The sequence below is a fragment of the Streptomyces pseudoechinosporeus genome (assembly GCF_054783935.1).
On sequence record NZ_BAAGPS010000032.1, the window covers coordinates 1 to 20,997 of the forward strand.

A 20,997-nucleotide genomic window follows, 5' to 3' on the forward strand; every position below is an offset into this window, starting at 1 on the left:
AACGCCGAGCGCCGGTCGTAGACCGCCTGGGCGAAGTCCATCCGCCGTCCCGCGGCGCGGTATGCGGGGTCCTCGCGGTGCTCGGACGGGACCTTCCACCTGATGTGGTATCCGCTGCTCATCAGGCCTCCTCGCCCTACGGTAGACGTCGAGAGGGCGCTCTGCCGGTCTATTCGGGTCTACGCCGACACCACCTGCACCCCGGCACCGGAGAGCGACTCGATGATCGCCTGCGCGTCGGGAGAGCGGAGCTCGATGGCCTCCCCGGAGTCGAGTGTCAGGCTCCGGGAACGTTGCACTTCATCAGTCGACCGGCCGAGCCGGGTTCGATCACGCGCCGAAGCCGTCATCTGGAGCGTCGGTTGCCGGGGGTGTGCACTCGTGGCTTGTGATCCAGTGGCCGGCACCCTTCAGGAGGGGCGCGGAGTCGGCCTCGGTCCGGAAGGTGAAAGTGACGCCTGTCGCCTCGGCCTGCAGGGCGAGCTGTCCGGGCGGTTGGTGGAGTGTCACGGGAGTCAGGCGGCAACCGACTGCGTCGAGCTCCGCCGTAACTTGATGGTGGGTGAGGGGCCCGGCGAACGTGGCGAATGTCGTCGTTCCCGAGACGGGAAGCTCGATGGCATCTCGCCAAGTCTGCACGCTGATCAACGTGATGCGGCGGCAGCGACAGACGCAGAACTCGGCGTCTCCATAGGAGAACAGATGGGGCCAACGCCGCCGCTTGCTCACCCGACCGATGTCCCACGGCGGTCCGAGCGTCGCCGCGATCTCGTTGAGAGTCGCTCCGCAACGCAACGGTCCGATGGCTGCGGTGGAGCCGAACTCGGCCAGGGAGCGAAGGGCGGTCACGCGGTGGAGCGTGTCACCTGACCTGCTCGGACGTCCACTGAGTTGATCCCTTGCCATGAGCCGGGCTGCGCTAGGTGACCAACCGCACTCCGCTCCGCTAAGCCTGGTCGATCCCGAACTCGTAGGCCACTTCCCAGCGAACGTCGGGAATGGTGATGTCCGCCGTCTCCACGGGCCGTCCATCGGTGTCGTAGTAGGTCCGCTCGATCTCAAGTAGCAGCTCACCCACGCTGATTCCGAGCAGGTTCGCCTGTGTCTGGGTGGCGCGGGCGGGGCGCGGCAGTTCAACTGCGGTTTCGATCTCCACGCCGATGGATCGCATGCGCTCGACCACGCCCATCCCGGCGAGGGGTCCCATCTCGGGCAGGACGATCGGCGTTCCGTCCGTGATCGCCATCGGCTCCCAGGATTCGGAGAGTTGGACGGGCTGCCCGTCGGCCATGAACTCGTAGCGTGTGTGTACGCACGGATCTCCGGGGCTGATGGCAAGCCGCTCGGCGATGGGTTCGGGGGCGGGCACTCGAGCCTGGCTGTGTGACTCCCAGGTCCCGTCTTTGCCCCGTGCCTTCATGTCGGAGCGGAAGGGGGACCCGCCCCGGCGCTCCCTGCGCCGCGAGCGGACCATCCGCATCCGCTCGCGCGGCTTGCGAATGTAGGTGCCTGAGCCTGCGCGGCCTTCAAGGAGGCCCTCGATGATCAGCAGGTCCATGGCTTTGTGTGTGACGTTGCGGCCGACGCCGTATTCCTCGGCGAGCTGCGCCCTGGAGGGTAGCCGCGCCCCGACCGCCCACTCGCCTGAAAGGACCCGTGCGCGCAGCGAGTTGGCCACTTCAAGGTAGGGCGCCTCACGCGGCATGAGCAGCTCTCCGGTTCCTCGGCGGTAGTCGATGACGGATCGTCCCAGTGACATTGACAAAGCTACTGCACCAGGTAGAAGCTGGTGCAGTAGAACTACTCTCCGCGCTCGCGCCATTACGGGGGCTTCTTCGTGTGCTCTGCAAAGTCACAAGCGGTTGCACTGGCCGCCAGGCTCACCGCGCTGACAGGACATCAGGCGTACGCCGAAGAGTTCGCCGACCGGATTCGCGTCAGCATCACCCTCCCTGCGCGGCTCACCGACGTCTGTCGACGTTCCTTGCTCGCGGCACTCGCTGACGCCGACCGCTATGGCCATGACGTGACGGAGCGCGGCGCGACCGTCTGGGCTGAGGTCGATGGCGGTGGCGCGGCCCAGAAATCCAACACCAGCTCATCGAAACGGAGTTGACCACGTGCTCCATGTGATCGCCTACGCACTCGACCGCATCCGAGTCTTCTTCGCCCCGCGAGGGAAACACCGCCTTGTGGTGCCCGCAGCGCGCCGGGTCTGTGTCATGGCGCCGAGGCGACTGGCAAGATCCACAGCCCCGGTGACGCCCCGTTCCAAGTCGCCTCGCCCTGCCGTCGCCGCGACCGTACGAACCTGGCACGAGCCCATCGACGGCGCGGCCACCCCGCTCGTCCGCCCGTACCTCACGGCGTACGAGCGTGACGAGAAGGCCCGGCTCCAGCGGCTGCGTCGCGACACGCTCTGGTGCGCCACGTACGGCATCGACCTCGATACCCGAGACATCCACAGCCGGCTGGAGGCGGCGTAATGGACGACGGCAACCACCGGCGCGTACGCCTCCTGCCCTGGAACGGCACCGACGGCAAGCGTTGCTACCTGCTCGGCGACGGCACGGGGACGGGAGTGCTGTCACGGCACGCGGACCGTGTCGAGGCCGTACAGCTCGGGCTCGCGGGCCAACTGCTCGACCGCGTTCGGCACTCACTGGACGCACCCGGCGTCGGGCCGGAGGAACTGGCCCTGCTGACAGCTCAGTTGACCGACGCACTGAGTGATGTCCTGCTCATCGCCGAAAGCCGCGGTGGCCGTCTTGCCCTCGCCCAAGAGGTGCCGCCGGATGAGAGGGGCTGGGGTGAGCGCGGGCCAGGGCGGGCCGAGTGCTCGCAGTTCATCGAGATCGTTCACGGTGCGTTGAACGACTGCGGCACCACCCCGCAGGCGATGGGCGTGCTCGTGCTCACCGGCGGCGATCTCGCCTCGGCCGGAGCTGCCCGCCGCTACGTCCGGGGTGTAGCCCGGTCTTGGGAACTGCTCCCGGGAGCGGTGGAGACTCTGGAGGCCATCACCGGTGAACTCGCCGCGAACGCGCTGGAACACAGCCACAGTCAGTCCGTCACCGTGGCCCTGTCCTTTACCGCCGGGACTGTCACCGTGAGCCTGACCGATGAGGGAACGGGCCATGTGTTCATGCCGGAGGCAGTGGAGCTGGAGCAGGAGTCCGGACGTGGGCTGCTGATCATCGATGCGCTGGCCACCCGTTGGGGGCAGCGGCAGACTGGCGGTCGCTTCACTGTCTGGGCCGAGGTCGACATAGAGCACGATCCCGCGCACGACGACTTCACGCGCGATTTCCGGGAGGAACTGTGAATCACACCCGCTGGAGGCTGGCGCGCGAACGCAAGGTCGCCGAGGGATACACCGAGCCCCCGGAGGTCGTGGCCGAGCGTGAGCAGATTCGGTTGGCGCATGATCTGGGGCAGCTCGTGTACGACCGGCGTACGGCCTTGGGGCTCTCGCAGTCGGTGCTGGGTGAGCGACTTGGGATGACCGCCGACGAAGTGGAGGCGGTCGAACTGGGCGGGATGCTGCCCGTTACCGCCGACCTCCTCGTCAGGCTGGCGGTGGCACTCCAAGTCACCGTGGACGTCCACCTGGTGTCGGACGGGCACAACACGGTGGCGTTCGGCGAACGAGCCGCATAGGTCGCGGCGGCACACGTTCGAGCCGGCGGACGCGGGATCGGGCCGGGATCACTCGGTCCCGGACTCGGGACTCGTCGCCGCCACATACCGCTCATCCACCAGCTGATGAAATCGCCGGGCCCGCCGTGTGCTCGCGGCCTCGCGGCGGAACTCTCGAGATCCCGCCCAGAACCTACGAGCCGGGACCGTCGTGAAGATGCTGTCGGCGCCCTGCCGCAAGTGACCCTCGCTCAGTGCGCCCAGTTCGAACATCATCTCCCAGTGGGAGACGACGAGGTTCAGGTAGAGGTGCTGGCGCCGGGCCTCCTCGGAGGTGTTCGCGTCGAGTCTGCCCCAGCACGCCATCAGGGACGGGTCCGTCATCGCCATCCGCATCAGTTCGGTGTGGGCGGTGCGCATGCCCTGTTCGCGGTTCGCCTTGCTCTCCCGGGCCTGGAACACGAGCGAGGCGCCCACACCCGCGAGCGCGAGCCCGGCGATCAACGCGGAGACCGCCCCGTACGCCTGGGCCACATTGCCGACGCGCTGCCAGTCGCTGTCGGAGCCGTCGGGGCCGTAGGCGCGTAGGACAAAGGGGGAGAGGAGGACGAGGGCGGCGGAGGCGGCTATCGCCAGGACCGAGAGGGCGATACGGACGGCGGGGGTGCTCAGCGCGCGACGACGTCCGTTCGTGGGGCGGTCGGGGGCGCCGGAGTTACTGCTCATGGCGCGCGTCCCTTCCGGCCCGGACGGCCAGCAGTGGCGCGGTCACCCGGTTGTGGAAGGAGAGCAGCTCCTCACCCTCGGCGAGGAGCTGCTCGATGTCCCGGCGGCAGGCTCCGATCAGTTCGCGACCGGTGTGGCGTACCGCGCCGTCGAGGTCTCCCTCAGGCGTGTACCGCAACTCGTACAGAGCGGTCGTCCCGAGGACGACGAGTTCCGGCATATGCGCTGGGGGGGGGTGTTGGAGGCCGGGCAGGCCGTCCACGGCCTGGCCGCCGACGAACCGGGCGTCGGAGGTGGTGGCGGAGGCTGAGTCGGCCGGCCTGCTGCCGCTCCGGTCGACCGCAGGCTGTTCGACGTAGACCTGTTCGGTACGCGCGACTCCCCGACCGTGCTCCATCACGTGTACGCGGATCTCCTCACCCAGCTCGGCCCGTAGCCGCAGGATACTCATCTCCCACAACAGGTAGTCCGAGGGCGGGAGTTCGACGAATCGCACCCGGCGCAGTCGGGCGCCACGGGCCTGAGCTTGCTCGTACTGGCGTGCCAGCGCGGGGCGTTCCGACTCGGCCAGGCTCAAGGCCTCGGACCAGTCACCGCGTTGGGCTGCCTCCCAGGGGGCGTATCCCGGCTCGCGGAAGTCCTGGCGGACCTCCAGTTTGTCGATGAGCGGGCTGTGTGAGTACTCCTCGCGGAAGTGCGCGAGGTAGTCGTCGCGGGACAGGGGCGTACCGCGACCCGCCAGTGCGTGGATACCCGGGAAGCGTGCGGATTCGGATTCGGGTGGTACTTCAGGCGTCGGCGGTACGTCAGGCATCGGGGATGTCCCGCTTCGCCGAGACGAGGGTCTTGCGCGGCACGATGACGAGGCGCTCGTTGGGGGCTACGGACACCCCTTCAGGCAAGCGGTCCTCGTACGCGGCGGTCCCCTCGCGACCTATCACCGCGAAGTCACCGCTGCCCAACTCCCATATATCCGGGCAGCTTTCGGTGGCGCTGGTCAGTCCGAGCTCCTGCGGGGACTGCCCCAGCCGCCGGGCGAACCCGGCCCCGAAGTCGGCTTCCCACGGGCGCTGTTGTGCCGGTCGTCCTGTTCCCATCGTTCTCATCTCCATCTCCCTTGTAGGGCACGAGAGTTGATCATGCGGGCGCGCGTGACGCTAACAAGCGGGAGTGGGGGCGGCAACGGGGCGATTGCGCCACGCCGGCACGACGCAAAAGCAGTTGTTCAGGTCGGGACCTCGGGTTAGGAAGAGCACATGACTGCTCTCGGTGCCGTGTTCCGTCCCCAACTGCCGCCCGAAAAGCTACGAGACGTGGCCCGTACCGCCGATGCGGCGGGCCTCGAAGAGCTCTGGCTCTGGGAGGACTGTTTCCTGGAGAGCGGGATCGCCACCGCGTCCGCCGCACTCGCCTGGACCGAGCGGCTGCGGGTCGGGATCGGGCTGCTGCCCGTGCCCCTGCGGAACGTCGCCATCACCGCCATGGAGACCGCCACCCTCGACCGCCTGTTCCCCGGTCGCTTCACGCTGACCGTCGGGCACGGGGTGCAGGACTGGATGGGGCAGGTCGGGGCGCGGGCCGAGTCACCGGTCACGTTGCTCCGCGAGTATCTCGACGCGCTACGGGCCCTGCTGCGCGGCGAGCGCGTCACCACCGACGGGCGGTACGTGAAGCTGGACGACGTCGCGCTCGACTGGCCCCCGCCCACCGCGCCCGAGGTCCTGGCCGGCGTCACCGGCCCCCGTTCGCTGCGCCTCTCCGGCGAGGCGGCCGACGGCACGCTGCTCACCGCCTCCACCCCACCCGACGGCGTACGACAGGCCCGGGCGCTCCTCGACGAGGGCCGCGCGGCAGCCGGACGTACCGAGCCCCACCGCATTGTCGTCTACCTCCTCACCACCACCGGACCGGACGCCGTCGCCCGCCTCAAGGCCGAACAGACCGCCGAGGGTGAGGACAAGATCCCCGGCCTCGGCGTCGCCGGCGACGCCGACACGGTCGCCAAGGCCGTGCACCGCCTGATCGACGCCGGAGCCGACTCCGTGATCCTCCAGCCCACCGCCGATGAACCGGACCCCGAGGGCTTCGTCCGGTTCGTGGCGGAGGAGGTACGGCCACTCGTTCCGTAGGGCCGTAGGGCAGCCACGAGCCGAGCCGTGGGGGAGTCCTGTGGCCGTGGCCGGAGAAATCCAGTCGCGAGCCGGGACGACCGGCTGCCACGATCAGCTCCATGAGCCAGTCAGCCCAATCACCCGCCACCTTCGAAGAACTCGTCGCCGAAGCCGAAGCCGCCCCCACCGAAGGCTGGGACTTCTCGTGGTTCGAGGGCAGGGCCACCGAGGCGCGGCCCTCGTGGGGATACGCGCGGGCGATGGGGGAGCGGCTGGCGAAGGCCGAAGCCGCGCTCGACATCCAGACCGGCGGCGGCGAAGTCCTCAACACGGCGGACCGACTCCCGCCCCTCACCGTCGCCACCGAAGGCTGGCCCCCGAACGTCGCCAAGGCCACCGCCCTCCTCCGCCAGCGCGGCGTGGTCGTCGTCGCGTCACCGGAGGACGCCCCGCTGCCGTTCGCGGACGAGGCGTTCGACCTGGTCACGAGCCGGCACCCGGTCGGCCCGCAGTGGGCCGAGATCGCGCGCGTCCTCAGGCCGGGCGGCACGTACTTCGCTCAGCACGTGGGTCCGAGGAGCGCCTACGAAGTGGTCGAGTACTTCCTCGGTCCGCAACCGGAGGGGCAGAGCGCCGACCGCCACCCCGACCACGAACGCGCCGACGCCGAGGCAGCCGGGCTCGAGATCGTCGACCTGCGGGCGGAACGGCTGCGGATGGAGTTCTACGACATCGGCGCCGTCGTGCACTTCCTGCGCAAGGTGGTGTGGATGGTCCCCGGCTTCACCGTCGACCAGTACCGGGACCGGCTGCGCACCTTGCACGAACGGATCGAGGCGGAAGGCCCGTTCGTGGCCCACAGCGCCCGCCACCTCATCGAGGCCCGCAAGCCGTGAGCCGGGGGCTCAGGTCTCGTCCCGCAAGCCCAGCCGCAGGTGCTCCACGTGATGCAACGCCTGGTCCAGCAGCTCCGCGACATGGTGGTCGTACAGCGCGTACACGATCGACCGCCCGCGCCGCTCACCCGTGACGAGCCCGAGGTTCCGCAGCAGCCGGAGCTGATGCGAACAGGCCGACTGCTCGAGCCCCGCCGCCTCCGCGAGCTCGCCGACCGCGCACGGGCCCTCCTGGAGGCGGGCCAGTATGCGCAGGCGCGATGGCGTGGCCAGGGCCTGGAGCGTGGCGGCGACGTCCACGGCGCCGACGGCGTCCAGACGTTCGCGGGTGCTCTTCTCATCGACTCCGTGGCCCATGACGCCATGGTATCGACGGGGCCGGACAAGCAGCCGAAACGGCCGCAACCGGTCGGCAGGCGGGTTACCGGCTTATGCGTGCGGGCCGGCGGTCACCTTCCCCACCACCAACTCCGGCTTGGCCTCAAGGACTTCACCCACCCGTTCCACCTGCTCCCTCAGCTCCCGCTCCTGCGCCCCGCTCAGCCGCCCCAGGGGCTCCACCGTCACTGTCGTTCGCTTCCCCTGCCGCCGCTGGTGCCAGACCCCGGCGACCACGCCGTCGACGAGCAGCACGGGATAGTTCCCCGCCTGGCCGCCCGCCAGGGCCCGCTGGTACGCGGCTGAGGGGAACATCCGCTCCCGTGGCTGCGCGGCGATGGCGTACGCGTCGAAGTACGGCAGCAGGCGCACCCCGCGTACGCCCTCCGAGGGGAAGCCGGTGTCGCCCGCCACGACCCAGGCGGGCGCCCCTTCGAAGTCGACCTCCTCGATCCCGCCGGAGGAGGCCAGGGAGGCGAAGAGATCGGCGGCCCAACTCTTCGGCCCGGCAACCCACTTGGCGAAATGCTGAGGGGTCGCCGGGCCGTACGCGCGCAGATAGTGGCGTACGAGTGTGGCGAGGGCCTCCTCCGCGGGCAGCGGCTCGAAGTGCGGCGGGCGGGTGTATGTGGCCTTGCGGCCGCGATTGGGGGCGAAGCACAGGGCGCCGGACTGGCCCGCCCGGTGCATCACCTGGCGCCAGCGCGGCCACTTGCCCTGGAACGCCTCCATCACCAGGTCACCGGCCCAGGGCCCGGTGCGCGCGACGACCTCCTCGGTCAGCTCATCGATGGTCAGCTGCTTCCCGTCCAGGGCGTCACCGATCGCGGTGACCACCTCGTCCTCCTGCGCGGGCGTCATCCGCACATCCGGCGGGAACGGGCTCGGGCCCTCGGGGATCGCGGTCAACGCGGCGCTCCAGAAGGGGAGTTCGGCGGACGCGAGGAGGTGGATCGTGCCGCGCGGGCCGTACGTCTTCACCACGCTGCGGTCGTCCCACAGGGCCGCGCGTACGTCCTGCCGGGTCGCGCCGTCGAGTCGCAGGCCCACCGAGAGCTCGGCCGCCGACAGGACCTGTGCGTGGGCGGCGAGCAGTGTGCCGACGACCTCGGCGGCCGGTGTGCCGGGCGGCGCGGGCGTACGCAGCAGTTGTCGCTCATAGCGCCGTGCGCTTGCCTCGTCCCATGTGATCCTCGATGTCATGGTGGCGACGTTAGAGCCGAATGAGGTCAGATCCTGTCCTCCTGGGGCGCTGCACGTGGGCGGGACGTGGAAGGTCCGCTCAGAAGTCCCGTACGGTGACTCGCACCCCGGGCCGCAGGCCCCACCGCTCCATCGCGCCGGCCTCGGCCTCCAGCACGTGCCGGGCCCGGAACCTGGGTAGCCCGACCCGGCCCGGACGCATCGTCCGCACCGCCAGGACCCGTAACTTCCGGTCCAGGTAGGCGACATCGATCGCGAACCGCATCCTCACCGTGTGCACCGCGCTCGCCGGAGTCAGGAGCAGCGCACCCTCGATCCCGTCTCGCCCGAGCAGCCCGCGGCGCCTGGCCCGGGCCGACTCGGCGAGCTCCAGCGGGATGGGCTCCGGTGTCTCCGGGATTGTGAGGGTGGCCATGGCTGCGAAGTTAGCGACGGCGTCAAGCGGGCGTGGGTGGTTGGGTCACCCTTGTGGAGTACCCCCGGGAACATGTCACCGAAGGTCCCACAAGCGGTCAGAAACCGCTGAATTCCTCCTCATCCCCCTTGTTCTCCTTGGATTCCGTTGTGATTCAGCCATGATCGGCACCTGAATTAACGTCTCCGCACCCACCCCGGCGTTGCCGGACGGTTTCGGAGAGTAGTTATCTCACGCCGATGCACGCAGCAGCACTTACGAAGGGTTATGGTGGAAACCCCCCCTCGGGCCGGTCCGTCTCCCCCCCACGGACCGGCCCGTTTTTTTGTGCGCTCCTGGGGGCGGGTGTTTCCGCCCCCGCCGCCCCTACCCGTCCCATCCTTCTGGGGCTCCGCCCCAGACCCCGCCAAGGGGCTCCGCCCCCCAGACCCCGCCAAGGGGCTCCGCCCCCTGGACCCCCGTATCGGCCTGGCGGCCTCGTCCTCAAACTCCCCAGCTACCGCTGGGAGGTGCCCCCAGACGGGCTGGTTGATGCGGGCCTGGGCTGCATGGCTGGGCAACTTCAGCCCAGGCCGCGGAAAAACAGCCTCTCCGGCGTTTTGAGGAGCGGGGGTCCGGGGGCTGGCCCCCGAAAAGGGGTCCGGGGCGAAGCCCCGAAGGGGCCTGGGGCGCAGCCCCTGGTGGGGCTCTGGGGCGAAGCCCCGCATGATGGGAATGGGTAAGGGCGGCGGGGGCGAAAAACCACCCCTCGCCCCCGCGAAGGCCTTGCACCCCAAGGGGCCCCGAACCCCCCGCAGCGGTAGGGTGTCGCCCTCGGGGGATCGCCATCTGCACGGAGGGGCTGACTAATAACGTGAACCTGCGCGACAACCTGCGGCGCTTGCTGCTCAGGGTCTACGCACGCAGGGTGGAAGTCCACCTCGACCACGACCAGGTGCCCAAGCACATCGGGGTCATCATGGACGGCAACCGGCGCTGGGCGAAGGCGGCCGGCAGCACCACGGCCCAGGGGCACCGTGCCGGCGCGGACAAGATCGAGGAGTTCCTCGGCTGGTGCTCCGAGACCGACGTCGAGGTCGTCACCCTCTGGCTGCTGTCCACGGACAACTTCGACCGCCCTCAGGAAGAACTGGTCCCGCTGTTCGGGATCATCGAGAACGTCGTCCGCACCCTCGCAGCCGACGGCCGCTGGCGCGTCCACCACGTCGGTACGCCGGACCTCCTGCCCTCGCATGTGCAGACCGCCCTCAAGGAGGCTGAGCAGTCCACGGCCCACGTCGACGGGATAGTGGTGAACGTCGCCATCGGCTACGGCGGCCGTCAGGAGATCGCCGATGCCGTCCGCTCGATGCTTCTCGACCACGCGGACAAGGGCACCTCCATGGAGCAGCTCGCCGAGAACATCGACGTCGACATGATCGGCAAGCACCTCTACACCAGCGACCAGCCCGACCCCGACCTGGTGATCCGTACCAGCGGCGAACAGCGGCTGTCCGGATTCATGCTCTGGCAGACCGCGCACTCCGAGTACTACTTCTGCGAGGTCTTCTGGCCGGCCTTCCGAAAGGTCGACTTCCTGCGTGCCCTGCGTGACTATGCGGCGCGACACCGCCGCTACGGAGGCTAAGCCTCCGCGAGCAAAGGGCCTCTTCAGGGCGTACTCAGTGACGTATGTCATCTGGAGTTAACGCGCTCGCCGTCACATGCCGTGGCATGGCCGCGCCTCATCCAGGGCATAAGCCCTCCAGGTCGACACCCGAACCACGGGTGTCGTATCTCAGCGGACGGCACGGGGCCGTCCGCCCGGGAGGCCCTTTGCACCAGCCCGACCGTGCGGTCAGTACGGACGAAGCGGAGGGCCGGTTCTCGGCCCGTGCATCGGTGCCCGAGACCGGTCCAGAACTCCTCCGTCGCTCCCCGACCTCATCCGAGGGGGTACGTCCTTCCGTGGTGACCAGCACAAAGCGCCGTATGCCAGACCGGCGCACCTATGTTCTCGACACCAGCGTCCTGCTGGCCGACCCGCACGCCCTGAACCGCTTCGACGAGCATGAAGTCGTGCTTCCGATCGTGGTGGTCACGGAATTGGAGGCCAAGCGGCACCATCCCGAACTCGGTTACTTCGCCCGGCAGGCCCTGCGCCTGCTCGACGACTACCGGGTGAAGTACGGCCGTCTCGATGCCCCCATCCCCACAGGGGAGATGGGCGGGACCGTACGTGTCGAGCTCAATCACTCGGACCCCAGCGTGCTGCCCAGCGGCTACCGCCTGGGGGACAACGACTCCCGCATCCTCGCGGTCGCCCGCAATCTGCAGGCCGAGGGGTTCGATGTCACGGTGGTGTCGAAGGACCTGCCGCTGAGGATCAAAGCCTCGTCCGTGGGGCTCCTCGCCGAGGAGTATCGCGCGGAGCTCGCCATCACGGGCTCCTCCGGCTGGACCGGAATGTCCGACCTGACGCTCGCCGGCGAGCAGGTGGACCTCCTCTTCGACCAGGAGAGCCTGTACGTCCCCGAGGCGTCCGAGTACCCGGTGCACACAGGCCTGACGATCCAGTCCGAGCGCGGCAAGGCCCTGGGACGCGTGACGCCCGAGGGCAACGTCCGTCTCGTACGCGGCGACCGGGAGGCCTTCGGTATCAAGGGGCGCAGCGCGGAGCAGCGTATAGCGCTGGATCTGCTGCTCGACCAGGACGTGGGTATCGTGTCGATGGGCGGCCGGGCCGGCACCGGCAAGTCGGCGCTGGCGCTGTGCGCGGGACTGGAGGCCGTGCTCGAACGCCGTCAGCACCAGAAGGTGATGGTCTTCCGGCCGTTGTACGCGGTGGGCGGGCAGGAGCTCGGCTATCTGCCGGGCTCCGAGTCCGAGAAGATGAGCCCTTGGGCGCAGGCGGTCTTCGACACCCTGTCGGCGGTCACCTCGCGCGAGGTCATCGAAGAGGTCACCGCGCGCGGCATGCTGGAGGTCCTGCCGCTCACGCACATCCGTGGCCGTTCTCTCCACGACGCGTTCGTGATCGTGGACGAGGCCCAATCCCTGGAGCGGAACGTTCTGTTGACCGTTCTGTCCCGAATCGGCGCGAATTCACGGGTCGTTCTGACCCATGACGTGGCCCAACGGGACAATCTCAGGGTCGGCCGGTACGACGGAGTCGTGGCCGTCATCGAGAAGCTGAAGGGTCATCCGCTCTTCGCGCACGTGACCCTCACCCGGTCCGAGAGGTCCCAGATTGCGGCACTGGTGACGGAAATGCTGGAGGACGGGCAGGTCTGACCGAAGTGCTCAACTTCATAGCGGTTACGCGCTAGTTGGCGCCGTCCAGCAAAGGCACTGAGCCTAGTTGGGCGGCGCCTCGGCGTGTGCGGCTTTCCGGAATCTCCTGGGCCAAACAAGGTGTGAGCTTTCACACGTGGCACAGAATTGCCTCTCGCCGTCGGGTTACGGCAGAGTCTCACTCCTGTCAGGCCCCGCATACGACACACCGGTACCCCCAGCGGTACGGCACCACAGCAGAACCCCAGAACTCCATACAGTCGTCGTATGCCGCCCGCGCACCTCGCGGCGCTCCCCGCAAGGGAGTTGCCCACCGGGCCCGTGCCTCCCGTGACCCCGCAGTTGGGAGGCCAGCGTCAGGGGCACGATTGCGTCCGCCAGGGTCACCGCGGCGGGCGATGCTGGAAGGAAACCGTGTGAGCCGGATTTCGGTCCGGGGATTCGCAGTGGCCTCGGCCACCGCGGTCACCACTGTCGGCTGTGTCGTCGGTGTTGCCTCGGGTAATACCGTGCAGACCTCGTCGGACGACGCCGAGGCGCTCGCGGGCGACTCGATGCTTCTCGCGGACATACCCGCGGGCCAGCAGGCCCAGGTGCAGACCGCGTCCCTGACGCAGCAGGCAGACTCTCAGGCCATCGCGGCGGACGCGACCGCCAAGAAGGACGCCGAGGCAGCCGCGCGCAAGAAGGCCGCCCAGGACGCGGTCGCCAAGCAGAAGGCGGCCGAGAAGGCCGCGCAGGAGGCGAAGGAGCGCGAGAAGGCCAGGCAGGAGGCCGCCAGCCGCTCCGAGACGCGTGACCCGTCCAGCTTCGCGCCCCAGAAGTCGTACTCCGTCGCGGACATCCAGGCGATTGCGCGGCAGATGGTCCCCGCGGGCCAGTTCCAGTGCTTCAGCGCCATCGTCGACCACGAGTCCGACTGGAACCACCGGGCCGACAACCCCACCTCCGACGCCTATGGCCTCATGCAGGCGCTGCCGGGTTCCAAGATGTCCTCGGCCGGCGCCGACTGGGCGACCAATCCGGCCACCCAGATCAAGTGGGGTCTCAACTACATGGAAGACCGGTACGGCAGCCCGTGCGGGGCCTGGGAATTCTGGCAGGCCAACAACTGGTACTGACCCGCTAGTCGCTCAACCTCGCGGAGCCCTTCACCGTCCTTCGGTGAGGGGCTCCCGGCATGTACGGTCGGAGCCGAGAACTCCAGGGGGGAGTGGTGAGCGGCTCAGGGGGAAGAGGACGGATCATGTCGCGAGTGCCAGGGTGGCTCGGCCGGGTCGGTGCCGGGTTCACCCGCATGGGAGAGCGGTTGGAGGAGCGGCGTCGCGCCGAGGCCGAGAAGGACGTCCAGGAGGACTCCGAGGCCCCCGCTCCCGATCACGTACCGCCCCCGCCTCCGTACGCCCCTGCTGTCGCCCCACCCCGCCCCGATCCCGCGGCGGCCGTGCCGTGGGGGATGCGGGTCGCCGCCGAGGCCGGCTGGCGGCTGCTCGTACTCGCGGGCACCGTCTGGGTGCTGATGCGGGTCATCAGCGCCGTACAGCTCGTCGTCCTCGCCTTCGTGGCCGCGCTGCTCATCACCGCGCTGCTCCAGCCCACGGTGGCCCGGTTGCAGCGGTACGGGATGCCGCGCGGGCTCGCCACCGCGCTCACCGCGATCCTCGGCTTCGTCATCATGGGGCTCATCGGGTGGTTCGTGACCTGGCAGGTCATGGAGAACATCGACAACCTCTCCGACGAGATCCAGGACGGCATCGACGAGCTGCGCCGCTGGCTGCTCAACAGCCCGTTCCATGTCACCGAGGACCAGATCAACGACATCGCCAAGAACCTGCGTGAGGCGATCAGCGCGAACACCGACGAGATCACGTCCGCAGGCCTGGAAGGCGTGACGGTCATCGTCGAGGCGCTGACCGGCATCCTCCTGACGATGTTCTCGACGCTGTTCCTGCTCTACGACGGCAAGCGCATCTGGCAGTGGTCGCTCAAGCTCGTCCCGGCCGCCGCCCGTCCCGGCGTCGCGGGCGCGGGTCCGCGCGCGTGGCGGACTCTTACCGCCTACGTCCGCGGCACGGTGCTGGTGGCCTTGATCGACGCCGTGTTCATCGGCCTCGGCATCTTCTTCCTCGACGTCCCGATGGCCGTTCCGCTCGCGGTGTTCATCTTCCTGTTCGCGTTCATCCCGCTCGTGGGCGCGGTCGTGTCGGGGGCGCTGGCGGTGGTGGTCGCGCTGGTGACGCAGGGCGTCTTCACGGCGGTCATGACCCTGGTCGTCGTCCTGGCCGTCCAGCAGATCGAGGGCCACATCCTCCAGCCCTTCATCCTGGGCCGCGCGGTCCGCGTCCATCCCCTCGCGGTGGTGCTGGCGGTCGCGGCGGGCGGCCTGGTCGCGGGGATCGGCGGCGCGGTGGTGGCGGTGCCGCTGGTCGCCGTGACGAACACGGTGGTCGGCTATCTGCGCGCGCACTCCCGCGAGGCTTCTCTACGGCACTCTCCGGCGCCGCACGGTGCCACGTCGACGGACGCGGCACCGGGGGCGGGTCCGCCGCCGACTCCGCTTCCGGCTCCCGCTCCGGTGGAGGCGCCGCCTTCGGAGACGCCGCGGGCGGAGTAGCCCTCGGGGTTACTCCGCCAGCACTGCCTCCGCGTCCAGCGTGACCGCCACCGCCTGGATCACTGCCGCGATCTTGAACGCCTCCTGGATCGTCTCGCGGTCGACTCCCGCTCTGCGGAGCGCCCGCTCGTGGGAGTCGAGGCAGTCGCCGCAGCCGTTGACGGCGGACACGGCGAGGCACCAGAACTCGTGGTCCGTCCTGTCGACCCCTGGGTGGCCGAGGACGTTCGTACGCAGACCGGCCCGCAGGTTCTGGTACTCCGGGTCGGAGAGCAGATGCCGTGTGCGGTGGAAGACGTTGGTCATCGCCATGGCCGCGGCGGCGGACTTGGCGGCCGTACACGCCTCGGGAGAGAGCTTCGCGGTGGCCTCCTGAGCCAGCTCACGCAGCACACGGGGCGAGCGCGCGGCGATCGCGCAGGCCAGCACCGTGCCCCACAGCCGCTGCTGGGGCAGCTCGCTGTCGCCGATCACGGATTCGAGGTTCCGCCGCAGATCCTTGGCGTAGTCGGGAATCGCGGACTTCAGTGCCTCGAGAGCCATGCGGCAACACTATGCCGGAGGGGCTGATTTTCATTCAGCCCCTCCGGCGTTCGAGGAGCGGGGGTCCAGGGTGCGGAGCCCTCTGTTCTACTCCGTGCGCAGCCCCTCCGGCCGCATCAGCCGCAGCAGGGGCGGCAGGCTGAGGACGGTCACCACGAGGACGACTCCCGCGCCGATACCCGTCATCGCCAGCAGGCTCGACCAGTCGACGCGTACCGGGGTGCTCGTCATCTTCAGCAGGACCGCACCGAGGGTCAGGCCCACTGCCGAGGCGAGGGCCAGGCCGAGTGCGACGGGGATCGCGGTCTGCCACAGCACCGACAGGCTCAGTGTGCTGCGCCGGGTGCCGAAGGCGACCAGGGCGGACAGGAGCCTCTTGCGCTCGCGCAGCTGCTCCAGCTGGGAGACGAGCAGACTCGCGCCGATCAGGAGCAGGACGCAGGCCGCGCCGACGAACAGGCCGGTACGGATGGAGGTGAAGCGCCCGGACTGCTCGCTCGCGCTCCACGTCGTGGACTCCGTGAGCGGGTCGAGCCGCGCCGCCGTGTTCCGTACGTACTCGCGGGCGTCCGGCACCGACGAGTCGAGCCCGACGTAGACCCCGCCGGTGAGGGTCGGCGCGGCCTTCGCGGGCAGGGCGCCCGGGGTGGCCAGCAAGCCCTCGCGCGCCCAACCCGTCGGGTCCTTGCCCTCCGTGGCCTCCTTGATGCCCTGGGGCACCGTCCAGACGACCTCCTTGCTCCTGGGGGAACCGCTGTAGGACGGGTCGATGTAGAGCTTCCGGCCGGGCTTGCCCAACTGCGGCGTGGCCGTTTCGTCCTGAGGCTGCGGCCCGGCCGTGTCGTACACGGGGGTCGGCAGGGCGAAGACGTCACCGTCGCGGCACGAGGGCAGCTTGGCCACCTCGCGCAGTGCCGCGCAGTCGCCGACGGTCAGGTTCGCGGCGTTTTCCGGATCCTTCCTCTGGTCGCCCACCGAACCGTCGGACAGCGCGAGCGTGTGCCGTACGCCCTTGGTCTGCTTCAACTGCCGGTCGGCCTCGGCGAGCGGGACGTCGCTCGGTACGCGAACCGACATCTGGGCGCGTGAGAGGTCCTTGCCCGAGTCCTTCGTGTAGTCGCTGGTGACCCCGGAGAACAGCATCTGCAGGGCGATCGCGCCGGCCACCGCCACCGCGATGCCGTTGACCATGCGGGCCGCCGTACCGCTGCTCAACTGCAGTCGGCGGACGGCGAGTTGCCACGCGACCGAGCCGGAGCCGAGCCGCGCGACGACCGCCTCCACGATCCAGGGCAGCAGCGCGGTGACGCCGACCAGCAGCAGGACGACACCGGCGGTCACCATGTACTGGTTGAAGTCGCCGTTGTCCCGGCCCTGTCCGACCATCGGGTAGAGCAGCGCGAGTCCGCCCAGCGGCAGCAGCAGCCGCCACCACAGCCGGCGCCGCGCGGGCCGGGCCGTGCGCACCACGCCGAGCGGCTCGATGACGACTCCGCGCAGCGCGAGCAGCGTGACCGCGACCGCGGCGGCCGGGACGGTGATCGCGACCAGCAGGGCGAGGGCGGGCGTCGGGTTGAGGTAGCTCGGAAAGACGCTGATGTCGTAGAGCTCGACGGAACCCGCAACCTGACGGCCGATCAGGAAGAACCCCGTGCCGAAGACCAGCCCGAGCAGCGCTCCCGCAAGGGCCTCGCCCGCGGCGATCCGCCGGGTCATCCGGCTGTCGGAGCCGACCAGGCGCAGCGCGGCGAGCCTGCGGTCGCGCCGTTCCCCGCCGAAGCGCACGGCCGCGGCGATGAATACGCCGACCGGCATCAGCAGCACCACGAAGACCACGAGGACCAGCAGGAGGAGGACGGGGTCCAGCCGCTCCGGCGACGCCCGCTCGGGCTGGAAGGCGTCGATGCGCCCGACCGTGATGCCGTCGGCCTTCGGGGCGAGCCCGTCGGCGCCCGTGTAGAAGGCGAGTTCGGCCGAGCCGATCAGTCCGCTCTCACCGATGGTGCCGGTGACGCGGTACGGCAGCCGCTCGCGCAGCAGCTTGCCGTCCTGTGACTTCAGCAGCTCCTCCAGCGCCGGGGAGACCACCATCTCGCCCGGTGCCGGGAACTTCCCCAGCCCTGGTGGCAACGGCGCCCCGGACCCCTCGGGCTCCAACTGCCGCCCGCGGACGTTCTTTTCGCGGTACTCCGTGTCGACCCTGGCGACGAGCAGGGTGTTGTCGGCCCGGGGAATGCTTTCGCCGCTGAACGTGAAGTCCATGCGGGCGTACTCGCGGTCGCTCCGGGCCTGCATCGCGTTCGGGATCGCCGTGGTGAGCAGCAGCAGCGCCACTCCCAGGCCGACACCGACGGCGGTGAGCAGAACGCGCCCCCAGCCCTCACGCCCGCCGGTGAACGCGAACTTGAAGCCCATGCCCAGGTCACGCGACCACTGACGCATCCTCATACGATGCGCTCCATGTCCCGGGACTTCCCGTCCCGTACGACGATCTCGCGGTCCGAGTACGCGGCGACCCGCGCCTCGTGCGTGACCAGGACGACGGCGGCGTTGGCGGACCGGGCGGCGTCCGTGAGCAGGTCCATCACGCGCTCGCCGTTGAGGGAGTCGAGCGCGCCGGTGGGCTCGTCGGCGAACAGTACGCGCGGGCTGGTGACCAGCGCGCGGGCGACGGCGACGCGCTGCCCCTGGCCGCCGGAGACCTCGCCGGGCCGCTTGCCCTTCAGGTCGTCGACCTCCAGGCGCTCCATCCAGGCCAGGGCGGTGCGCTCGGCCGACTTGCGGTTGCTGCCGTTCAGGCGCAGCGGCAGGGCGACGTTCTCCACGCAGGTCAACTCCGGTACGAGCTGGCCGAACTGGAAGACGAAGCCGAACTCCGAGCGCCGGAGCGCGCTGCGCTGTGCGTCGTTCATCGTCGCCATCTCGCGGCCGTTGTACGTGATCGAGCCCGAGTCGGGCGTCACGATGCCGGCGAGACAGTGCAGCAGGGTCGACTTGCCGGAGCCGGACGGGCCCATCACCGCGACGATCTCGCCGGGGTGGATGGAGAACTCCGCGCCGTCGAGCGCGGTGGTCGGGCCGTACGTCTTCCGCAGGTCGACGGCGGCGAGCAGGGAACCTTCGGGGGTCATCGGATCACCGCCTCGGCGAGCTTTTCGAGGCGGGCGGCGGTGAGTTCCAGCCACCGCAGGTCGGCCTCGAGGTGGAAGAGCGCGTGGTCGCAGATCAGCTGGTCGGCGAGATCGCCCTTGCGCTTGCGGTCGGTGAGGATCCGCATCATGCGCAGATGCTCGGAGCGCTGCGCGTCGAGGATCTCGGCCGCGTTCCGGTGTGTGAGCAGCGCGAGGACGACCTTGGTGTAGAGGGTCGACTGGAGGTACGGCTCCGGCTTCTCCGGCGTCGCGAGCCACCGCTGGACGTCGGTGACGCCCGCCTCGGTGATCGCGTACCGCTTCCGCTCGGGCCCGCCGCCCGCCTCTACGCCGTCGACCTCCACGAGGCCGTTCTTCAACAGCCGCGACATCGTCGAGTAGACCTGGCCGTAGTGCAGCGGCCGGTCGTGACCGAACTTCTCGTCGAAGGCCCGCTTCAGGTCGTAACCGTGACGCGGTCCCGACTCCAGGAGCCCCAGAAGGGTGTGACCGATGGACATGCGGAGCACTCTACACACCGCGTATACACGTCATGTATACGCGGTGTGTAGAGACGGCGGCGGGGCGTACGGGAGCGCAGGTCGGGGCCGATTGTCACGGTTCTGCTACGCGGGTCGGGGCCGGGGTGGGGCGCCTACTCCTCAGGTTCTTCGGCGGCGGGCGGGCGCCCTCTGCGGGCGATCGGTCCCGCCCCGCCGGGCAGGCGGCCCGACTCCGCGAGAGCCCGCCGCAGCAGGAACTCGATCTGGGCGTTGGCGGAACGGAGTTCGTCGCCGGCCCAGCGTGCCAGCGCCTCGTAGACGAGCGGGTCCAGCCGCAGCAGCACCTGCTTGCGCTGCTGCGGCCGTCGCTTGGGGGCGGGGCCCTCGGAGGGAGCCGTCACTGGTAGAGGGACCCGGTGTTCAGGACCGGCTGGGCCGCCCGGTCGCCGCACAGGACCACCATCAGGTTCGACACCATCGCCGCCTTACGCTCGGAGTCCAGCTCGACGATGTCCTGCTCGGTGATACGGGCGAGCGCGGCCTCGACCATGCCGACCGCTCCGTCCACGATCTGCCGCCGCGCCGCCACAACCGCCCCGGCCTGCTGCCGCTGGAGCATCGCCGAGGCGATCTCGGGCGCGTACGCGAGGTGCGTGAAGCGTGACTCGATGATCTGCACCCCGGCGGCCTCCACGCGCGCGTGCAGTTCGACGGCGAGCTTCTCGGTGATCTCCTCCGCGTTGCCGCGCAGCGACAGGCCCTCCTCGTCGTGCGCGTCATAGGGGTATTCGATCGCGATGTGCCGCACCGCCGCCTCCGTCTGCGTGGCGACGAACTCCAGGAAGTCGTCCACCTCGAAGGAGGCTTGTGCGGTGTCCTCGACCTTCCACACCACGACCGCTGCGAGCTCGATCGGGTTGCCGTAGGCGTCGTTGACCTTGAGGACGGCGGTCTCGTGGTTGCGTACGCGCGTCGATATCTTCGTGCGCGAGGTCAGCGGGTTGACCCAGCGCAGTCCGTCCTCGCGGATCGTGCCCCGGTAGCGGCCGAAGAGCTGGACGACGCGGGCCTCGCCCGGCGCCACCATGTTCAGTCCGCACATGGCGACGAAGGCCGCGAGAGCGATCAGAATGCCGAGGACGATCAGTGCCGCCTTGGCACCGCCGCTCAGCACCGCCCCGGCGATGATCAGCCCGATCCCGAGGAGTAGTCCGAGCAGTCCGAGCAGCAGCGCGAGTCCGCCGCCGATGCTGTGCGCGGCGAACTCCCGCACGCGCGGGGCGGGCATCTCGGGTACGTCGGCGGTGGCCGTGGAGTCTTCCGTGGACATGGGTGGTCCCCCGTTTCGTAGTGCTGCTGTGTGCTGCCGCTGGGTGCGGCTGCTGGGCTTGGCGTCTAGCTTCGTTCTATCTAAGTGATATCACTTTACCCCGTCGCAGCAACCTTCCAACCCTCTCGGCCGTCGATTCCTAGGGACGGGTGCTGATTGTCACGTCCGGAAAAGACCGGATCGGCCGTCCTATGTCACAACGCGTGGTGTTAGTTTGCTGAGCTGACTTGAATGG

The 20,997-nt window shown here is 69.4% G+C and carries 24 protein-coding genes; 10 read left to right on the plus strand and 14 right to left on the minus strand.

Annotated features, from left to right (window positions below; translation table 11 throughout):
- Positions 1–330 precede the first annotated feature (330 nt).
- Together ACYVO6_RS29965 and ACYVO6_RS29970 are read right to left on the minus strand one after the other, a co-directional pair.
- Positions 331–849, minus strand: a complete 519-nt coding sequence (locus tag ACYVO6_RS29965) for a hypothetical protein (RefSeq protein WP_461066590.1) — start codon at positions 847–849, stop codon at positions 331–333.
- Positions 850–946: 97 nt separating this feature from the next.
- Positions 947–1,705 (minus strand): GntR family transcriptional regulator, encoded by a 759-nt coding sequence (locus ACYVO6_RS29970; RefSeq protein WP_461066855.1) that lies wholly within the window; start codon positions 1,703–1,705, stop codon positions 947–949.
- 132 nt (positions 1,706–1,837) lie between these two features.
- Between ACYVO6_RS29970 and ACYVO6_RS29975 the strand changes: the two genes are divergently transcribed.
- The 4 genes from ACYVO6_RS29975 to ACYVO6_RS29990 all read left to right on the plus strand — a co-directional run bounded on the left by ACYVO6_RS29975 (position 1,838) and on the right by ACYVO6_RS29990 (position 3,660).
- Positions 1,838–2,116: a hypothetical protein gene (locus ACYVO6_RS29975; protein WP_461066592.1), complete on the plus strand. Its 279-nt coding sequence runs from the start codon at positions 1,838–1,840 to the stop codon at positions 2,114–2,116.
- 142 nt (positions 2,117–2,258) lie between these two features.
- Positions 2,259–2,486 (plus strand): hypothetical protein, encoded by a 228-nt coding sequence (locus ACYVO6_RS29980; protein ID WP_461066594.1) that lies wholly within the window; start codon positions 2,259–2,261, stop codon positions 2,484–2,486.
- Positions 2,486–3,325, plus strand: coding sequence for an ATP-binding protein (locus ACYVO6_RS29985; RefSeq protein ID WP_461066596.1), 840 nt, complete (start codon positions 2,486–2,488; stop codon positions 3,323–3,325). Before ACYVO6_RS29980 ends, ACYVO6_RS29985 begins: the two co-directional genes overlap by 1 nt.
- Complete coding sequence (locus ACYVO6_RS29990; RefSeq protein WP_461066598.1) at positions 3,322–3,660, plus strand: helix-turn-helix domain-containing protein; 339 nt, start codon at positions 3,322–3,324, stop codon at positions 3,658–3,660. Before ACYVO6_RS29985 ends, ACYVO6_RS29990 begins: the two co-directional genes overlap by 4 nt.
- A 48-nt stretch (positions 3,661–3,708) precedes the next feature.
- On the opposite strand, the gene ACYVO6_RS29995 is transcribed toward ACYVO6_RS29990, so the two are convergent.
- The 3 genes from ACYVO6_RS29995 to ACYVO6_RS30005 are packed head-to-tail and all read right to left on the minus strand — an operon-like array spanning position 3,709 to position 5,462.
- Positions 3,709–4,365 (minus strand): DUF6082 family protein, encoded by a 657-nt coding sequence (locus ACYVO6_RS29995; protein WP_461066600.1) that lies wholly within the window; start codon positions 4,363–4,365, stop codon positions 3,709–3,711.
- Complete coding sequence (locus ACYVO6_RS30000) at positions 4,355–5,179, minus strand: DUF6879 family protein (protein ID WP_461066602.1); 825 nt, start codon at positions 5,177–5,179, stop codon at positions 4,355–4,357. Before ACYVO6_RS30000 ends, ACYVO6_RS29995 begins: the two co-directional genes overlap by 11 nt.
- Complete coding sequence (locus tag ACYVO6_RS30005; protein WP_461066604.1) at positions 5,172–5,462, minus strand: hypothetical protein; 291 nt, start codon at positions 5,460–5,462, stop codon at positions 5,172–5,174. The genes ACYVO6_RS30000 and ACYVO6_RS30005 overlap by 8 nt, the downstream gene beginning before the upstream one ends.
- 159 nt (positions 5,463–5,621) lie before the next feature.
- Here ACYVO6_RS30005 and ACYVO6_RS30010 point away from each other — a divergent pair, with 159 nt between their 5' ends.
- Both ACYVO6_RS30010 and ACYVO6_RS30015 read left to right on the plus strand, forming a co-directional pair.
- A complete protein-coding gene (locus tag ACYVO6_RS30010; protein WP_461066606.1) occupies positions 5,622–6,494 on the plus strand; it encodes an LLM class flavin-dependent oxidoreductase in 873 nt (290 codons plus the stop codon).
- 101 nt (positions 6,495–6,595) lie between these two features.
- Positions 6,596–7,372: a class I SAM-dependent methyltransferase gene (locus tag ACYVO6_RS30015; RefSeq protein ID WP_461066608.1), complete on the plus strand. Its 777-nt coding sequence runs from the start codon at positions 6,596–6,598 to the stop codon at positions 7,370–7,372.
- A gap of 9 nt (positions 7,373–7,381) precedes the next feature.
- Here ACYVO6_RS30015 and ACYVO6_RS30020 read toward each other — a convergent pair whose 3' ends face one another.
- From ACYVO6_RS30020 to ACYVO6_RS30030, 3 genes are all read right to left on the minus strand, one after another.
- Positions 7,382–7,729 (minus strand): ArsR/SmtB family transcription factor, encoded by a 348-nt coding sequence (locus ACYVO6_RS30020; RefSeq protein ID WP_432949026.1) that lies wholly within the window; start codon positions 7,727–7,729, stop codon positions 7,382–7,384.
- A 72-nt stretch (positions 7,730–7,801) separates the two neighbouring features.
- A complete protein-coding gene (locus ACYVO6_RS30025) occupies positions 7,802–8,953 on the minus strand; it encodes a winged helix DNA-binding domain-containing protein (protein ID WP_461066610.1) in 1,152 nt (383 codons plus the stop codon).
- Positions 8,954–9,032: 79 nt separating this feature from the next.
- On the minus strand, positions 9,033–9,368 hold the full coding sequence (locus tag ACYVO6_RS30030) for a DUF192 domain-containing protein (protein WP_461066612.1): 336 nt from the start codon (positions 9,366–9,368) through the stop codon (positions 9,033–9,035).
- Between the two features lie 853 nt (positions 9,369–10,221).
- Here ACYVO6_RS30030 and ACYVO6_RS30035 point away from each other — a divergent pair.
- The 4 genes from ACYVO6_RS30035 (at position 10,222) to ACYVO6_RS30050 (ending at position 15,255) form a co-directional block, all read left to right on the plus strand.
- Positions 10,222–10,995, plus strand: a complete 774-nt coding sequence (locus ACYVO6_RS30035) for an isoprenyl transferase (protein ID WP_461066614.1) — start codon at positions 10,222–10,224, stop codon at positions 10,993–10,995.
- A 320-nt stretch (positions 10,996–11,315) separates the two neighbouring features.
- A complete protein-coding gene (locus ACYVO6_RS30040) occupies positions 11,316–12,641 on the plus strand; it encodes a PhoH family protein (protein ID WP_461066616.1) in 1,326 nt (441 codons plus the stop codon).
- Positions 12,642–13,057: 416 nt separating this feature from the next.
- Complete coding sequence (locus tag ACYVO6_RS30045) at positions 13,058–13,762, plus strand: aggregation-promoting factor C-terminal-like domain-containing protein (protein ID WP_461066618.1); 705 nt, start codon at positions 13,058–13,060, stop codon at positions 13,760–13,762.
- Positions 13,763–13,887: 125 nt separating this feature from the next.
- Entirely contained in the window at positions 13,888–15,255 is a 1,368-nt protein-coding gene (locus ACYVO6_RS30050; protein ID WP_461066620.1) for an AI-2E family transporter, read from the plus strand.
- A 9-nt stretch (positions 15,256–15,264) separates the two neighbouring features.
- Here the strand turns inward: ACYVO6_RS30050 and ACYVO6_RS30055 are convergent, their stop codons facing one another.
- The 6 genes from ACYVO6_RS30055 to ACYVO6_RS30080 form a co-directional block, all read right to left on the minus strand.
- Positions 15,265–15,798, minus strand: coding sequence for a carboxymuconolactone decarboxylase family protein (locus ACYVO6_RS30055; protein WP_461066622.1), 534 nt, complete (start codon positions 15,796–15,798; stop codon positions 15,265–15,267).
- A gap of 87 nt (positions 15,799–15,885) precedes the next feature.
- On the minus strand, positions 15,886–18,246 hold the full coding sequence (locus ACYVO6_RS30060) for an ABC transporter permease (protein ID WP_461066624.1): 2,361 nt from the start codon (positions 18,244–18,246) through the stop codon (positions 15,886–15,888).
- Positions 18,243–18,929 (minus strand): ABC transporter ATP-binding protein, encoded by a 687-nt coding sequence (locus ACYVO6_RS30065; RefSeq protein ID WP_461066626.1) that lies wholly within the window; start codon positions 18,927–18,929, stop codon positions 18,243–18,245. The genes ACYVO6_RS30060 and ACYVO6_RS30065 overlap by 4 nt, the downstream gene beginning before the upstream one ends.
- Entirely contained in the window at positions 18,926–19,450 is a 525-nt protein-coding gene (locus ACYVO6_RS30070; protein ID WP_033323585.1) for a PadR family transcriptional regulator, read from the minus strand. The genes ACYVO6_RS30065 and ACYVO6_RS30070 overlap by 4 nt, the downstream gene beginning before the upstream one ends.
- 134 nt (positions 19,451–19,584) lie before the next feature.
- A complete protein-coding gene (locus tag ACYVO6_RS30075; protein ID WP_461066629.1) occupies positions 19,585–19,833 on the minus strand; it encodes a type II toxin-antitoxin system antitoxin in 249 nt (82 codons plus the stop codon).
- Positions 19,830–20,762 carry an SPFH domain-containing protein gene (locus tag ACYVO6_RS30080; protein WP_461066631.1) on the minus strand — a complete coding sequence of 311 codons (933 nt, stop codon included), beginning with the start codon at positions 20,760–20,762 and terminating at the stop codon, positions 19,830–19,832. Before ACYVO6_RS30080 ends, ACYVO6_RS30075 begins: the two co-directional genes overlap by 4 nt.
- Positions 20,763–20,997: the final 235 nt, after the last annotated feature.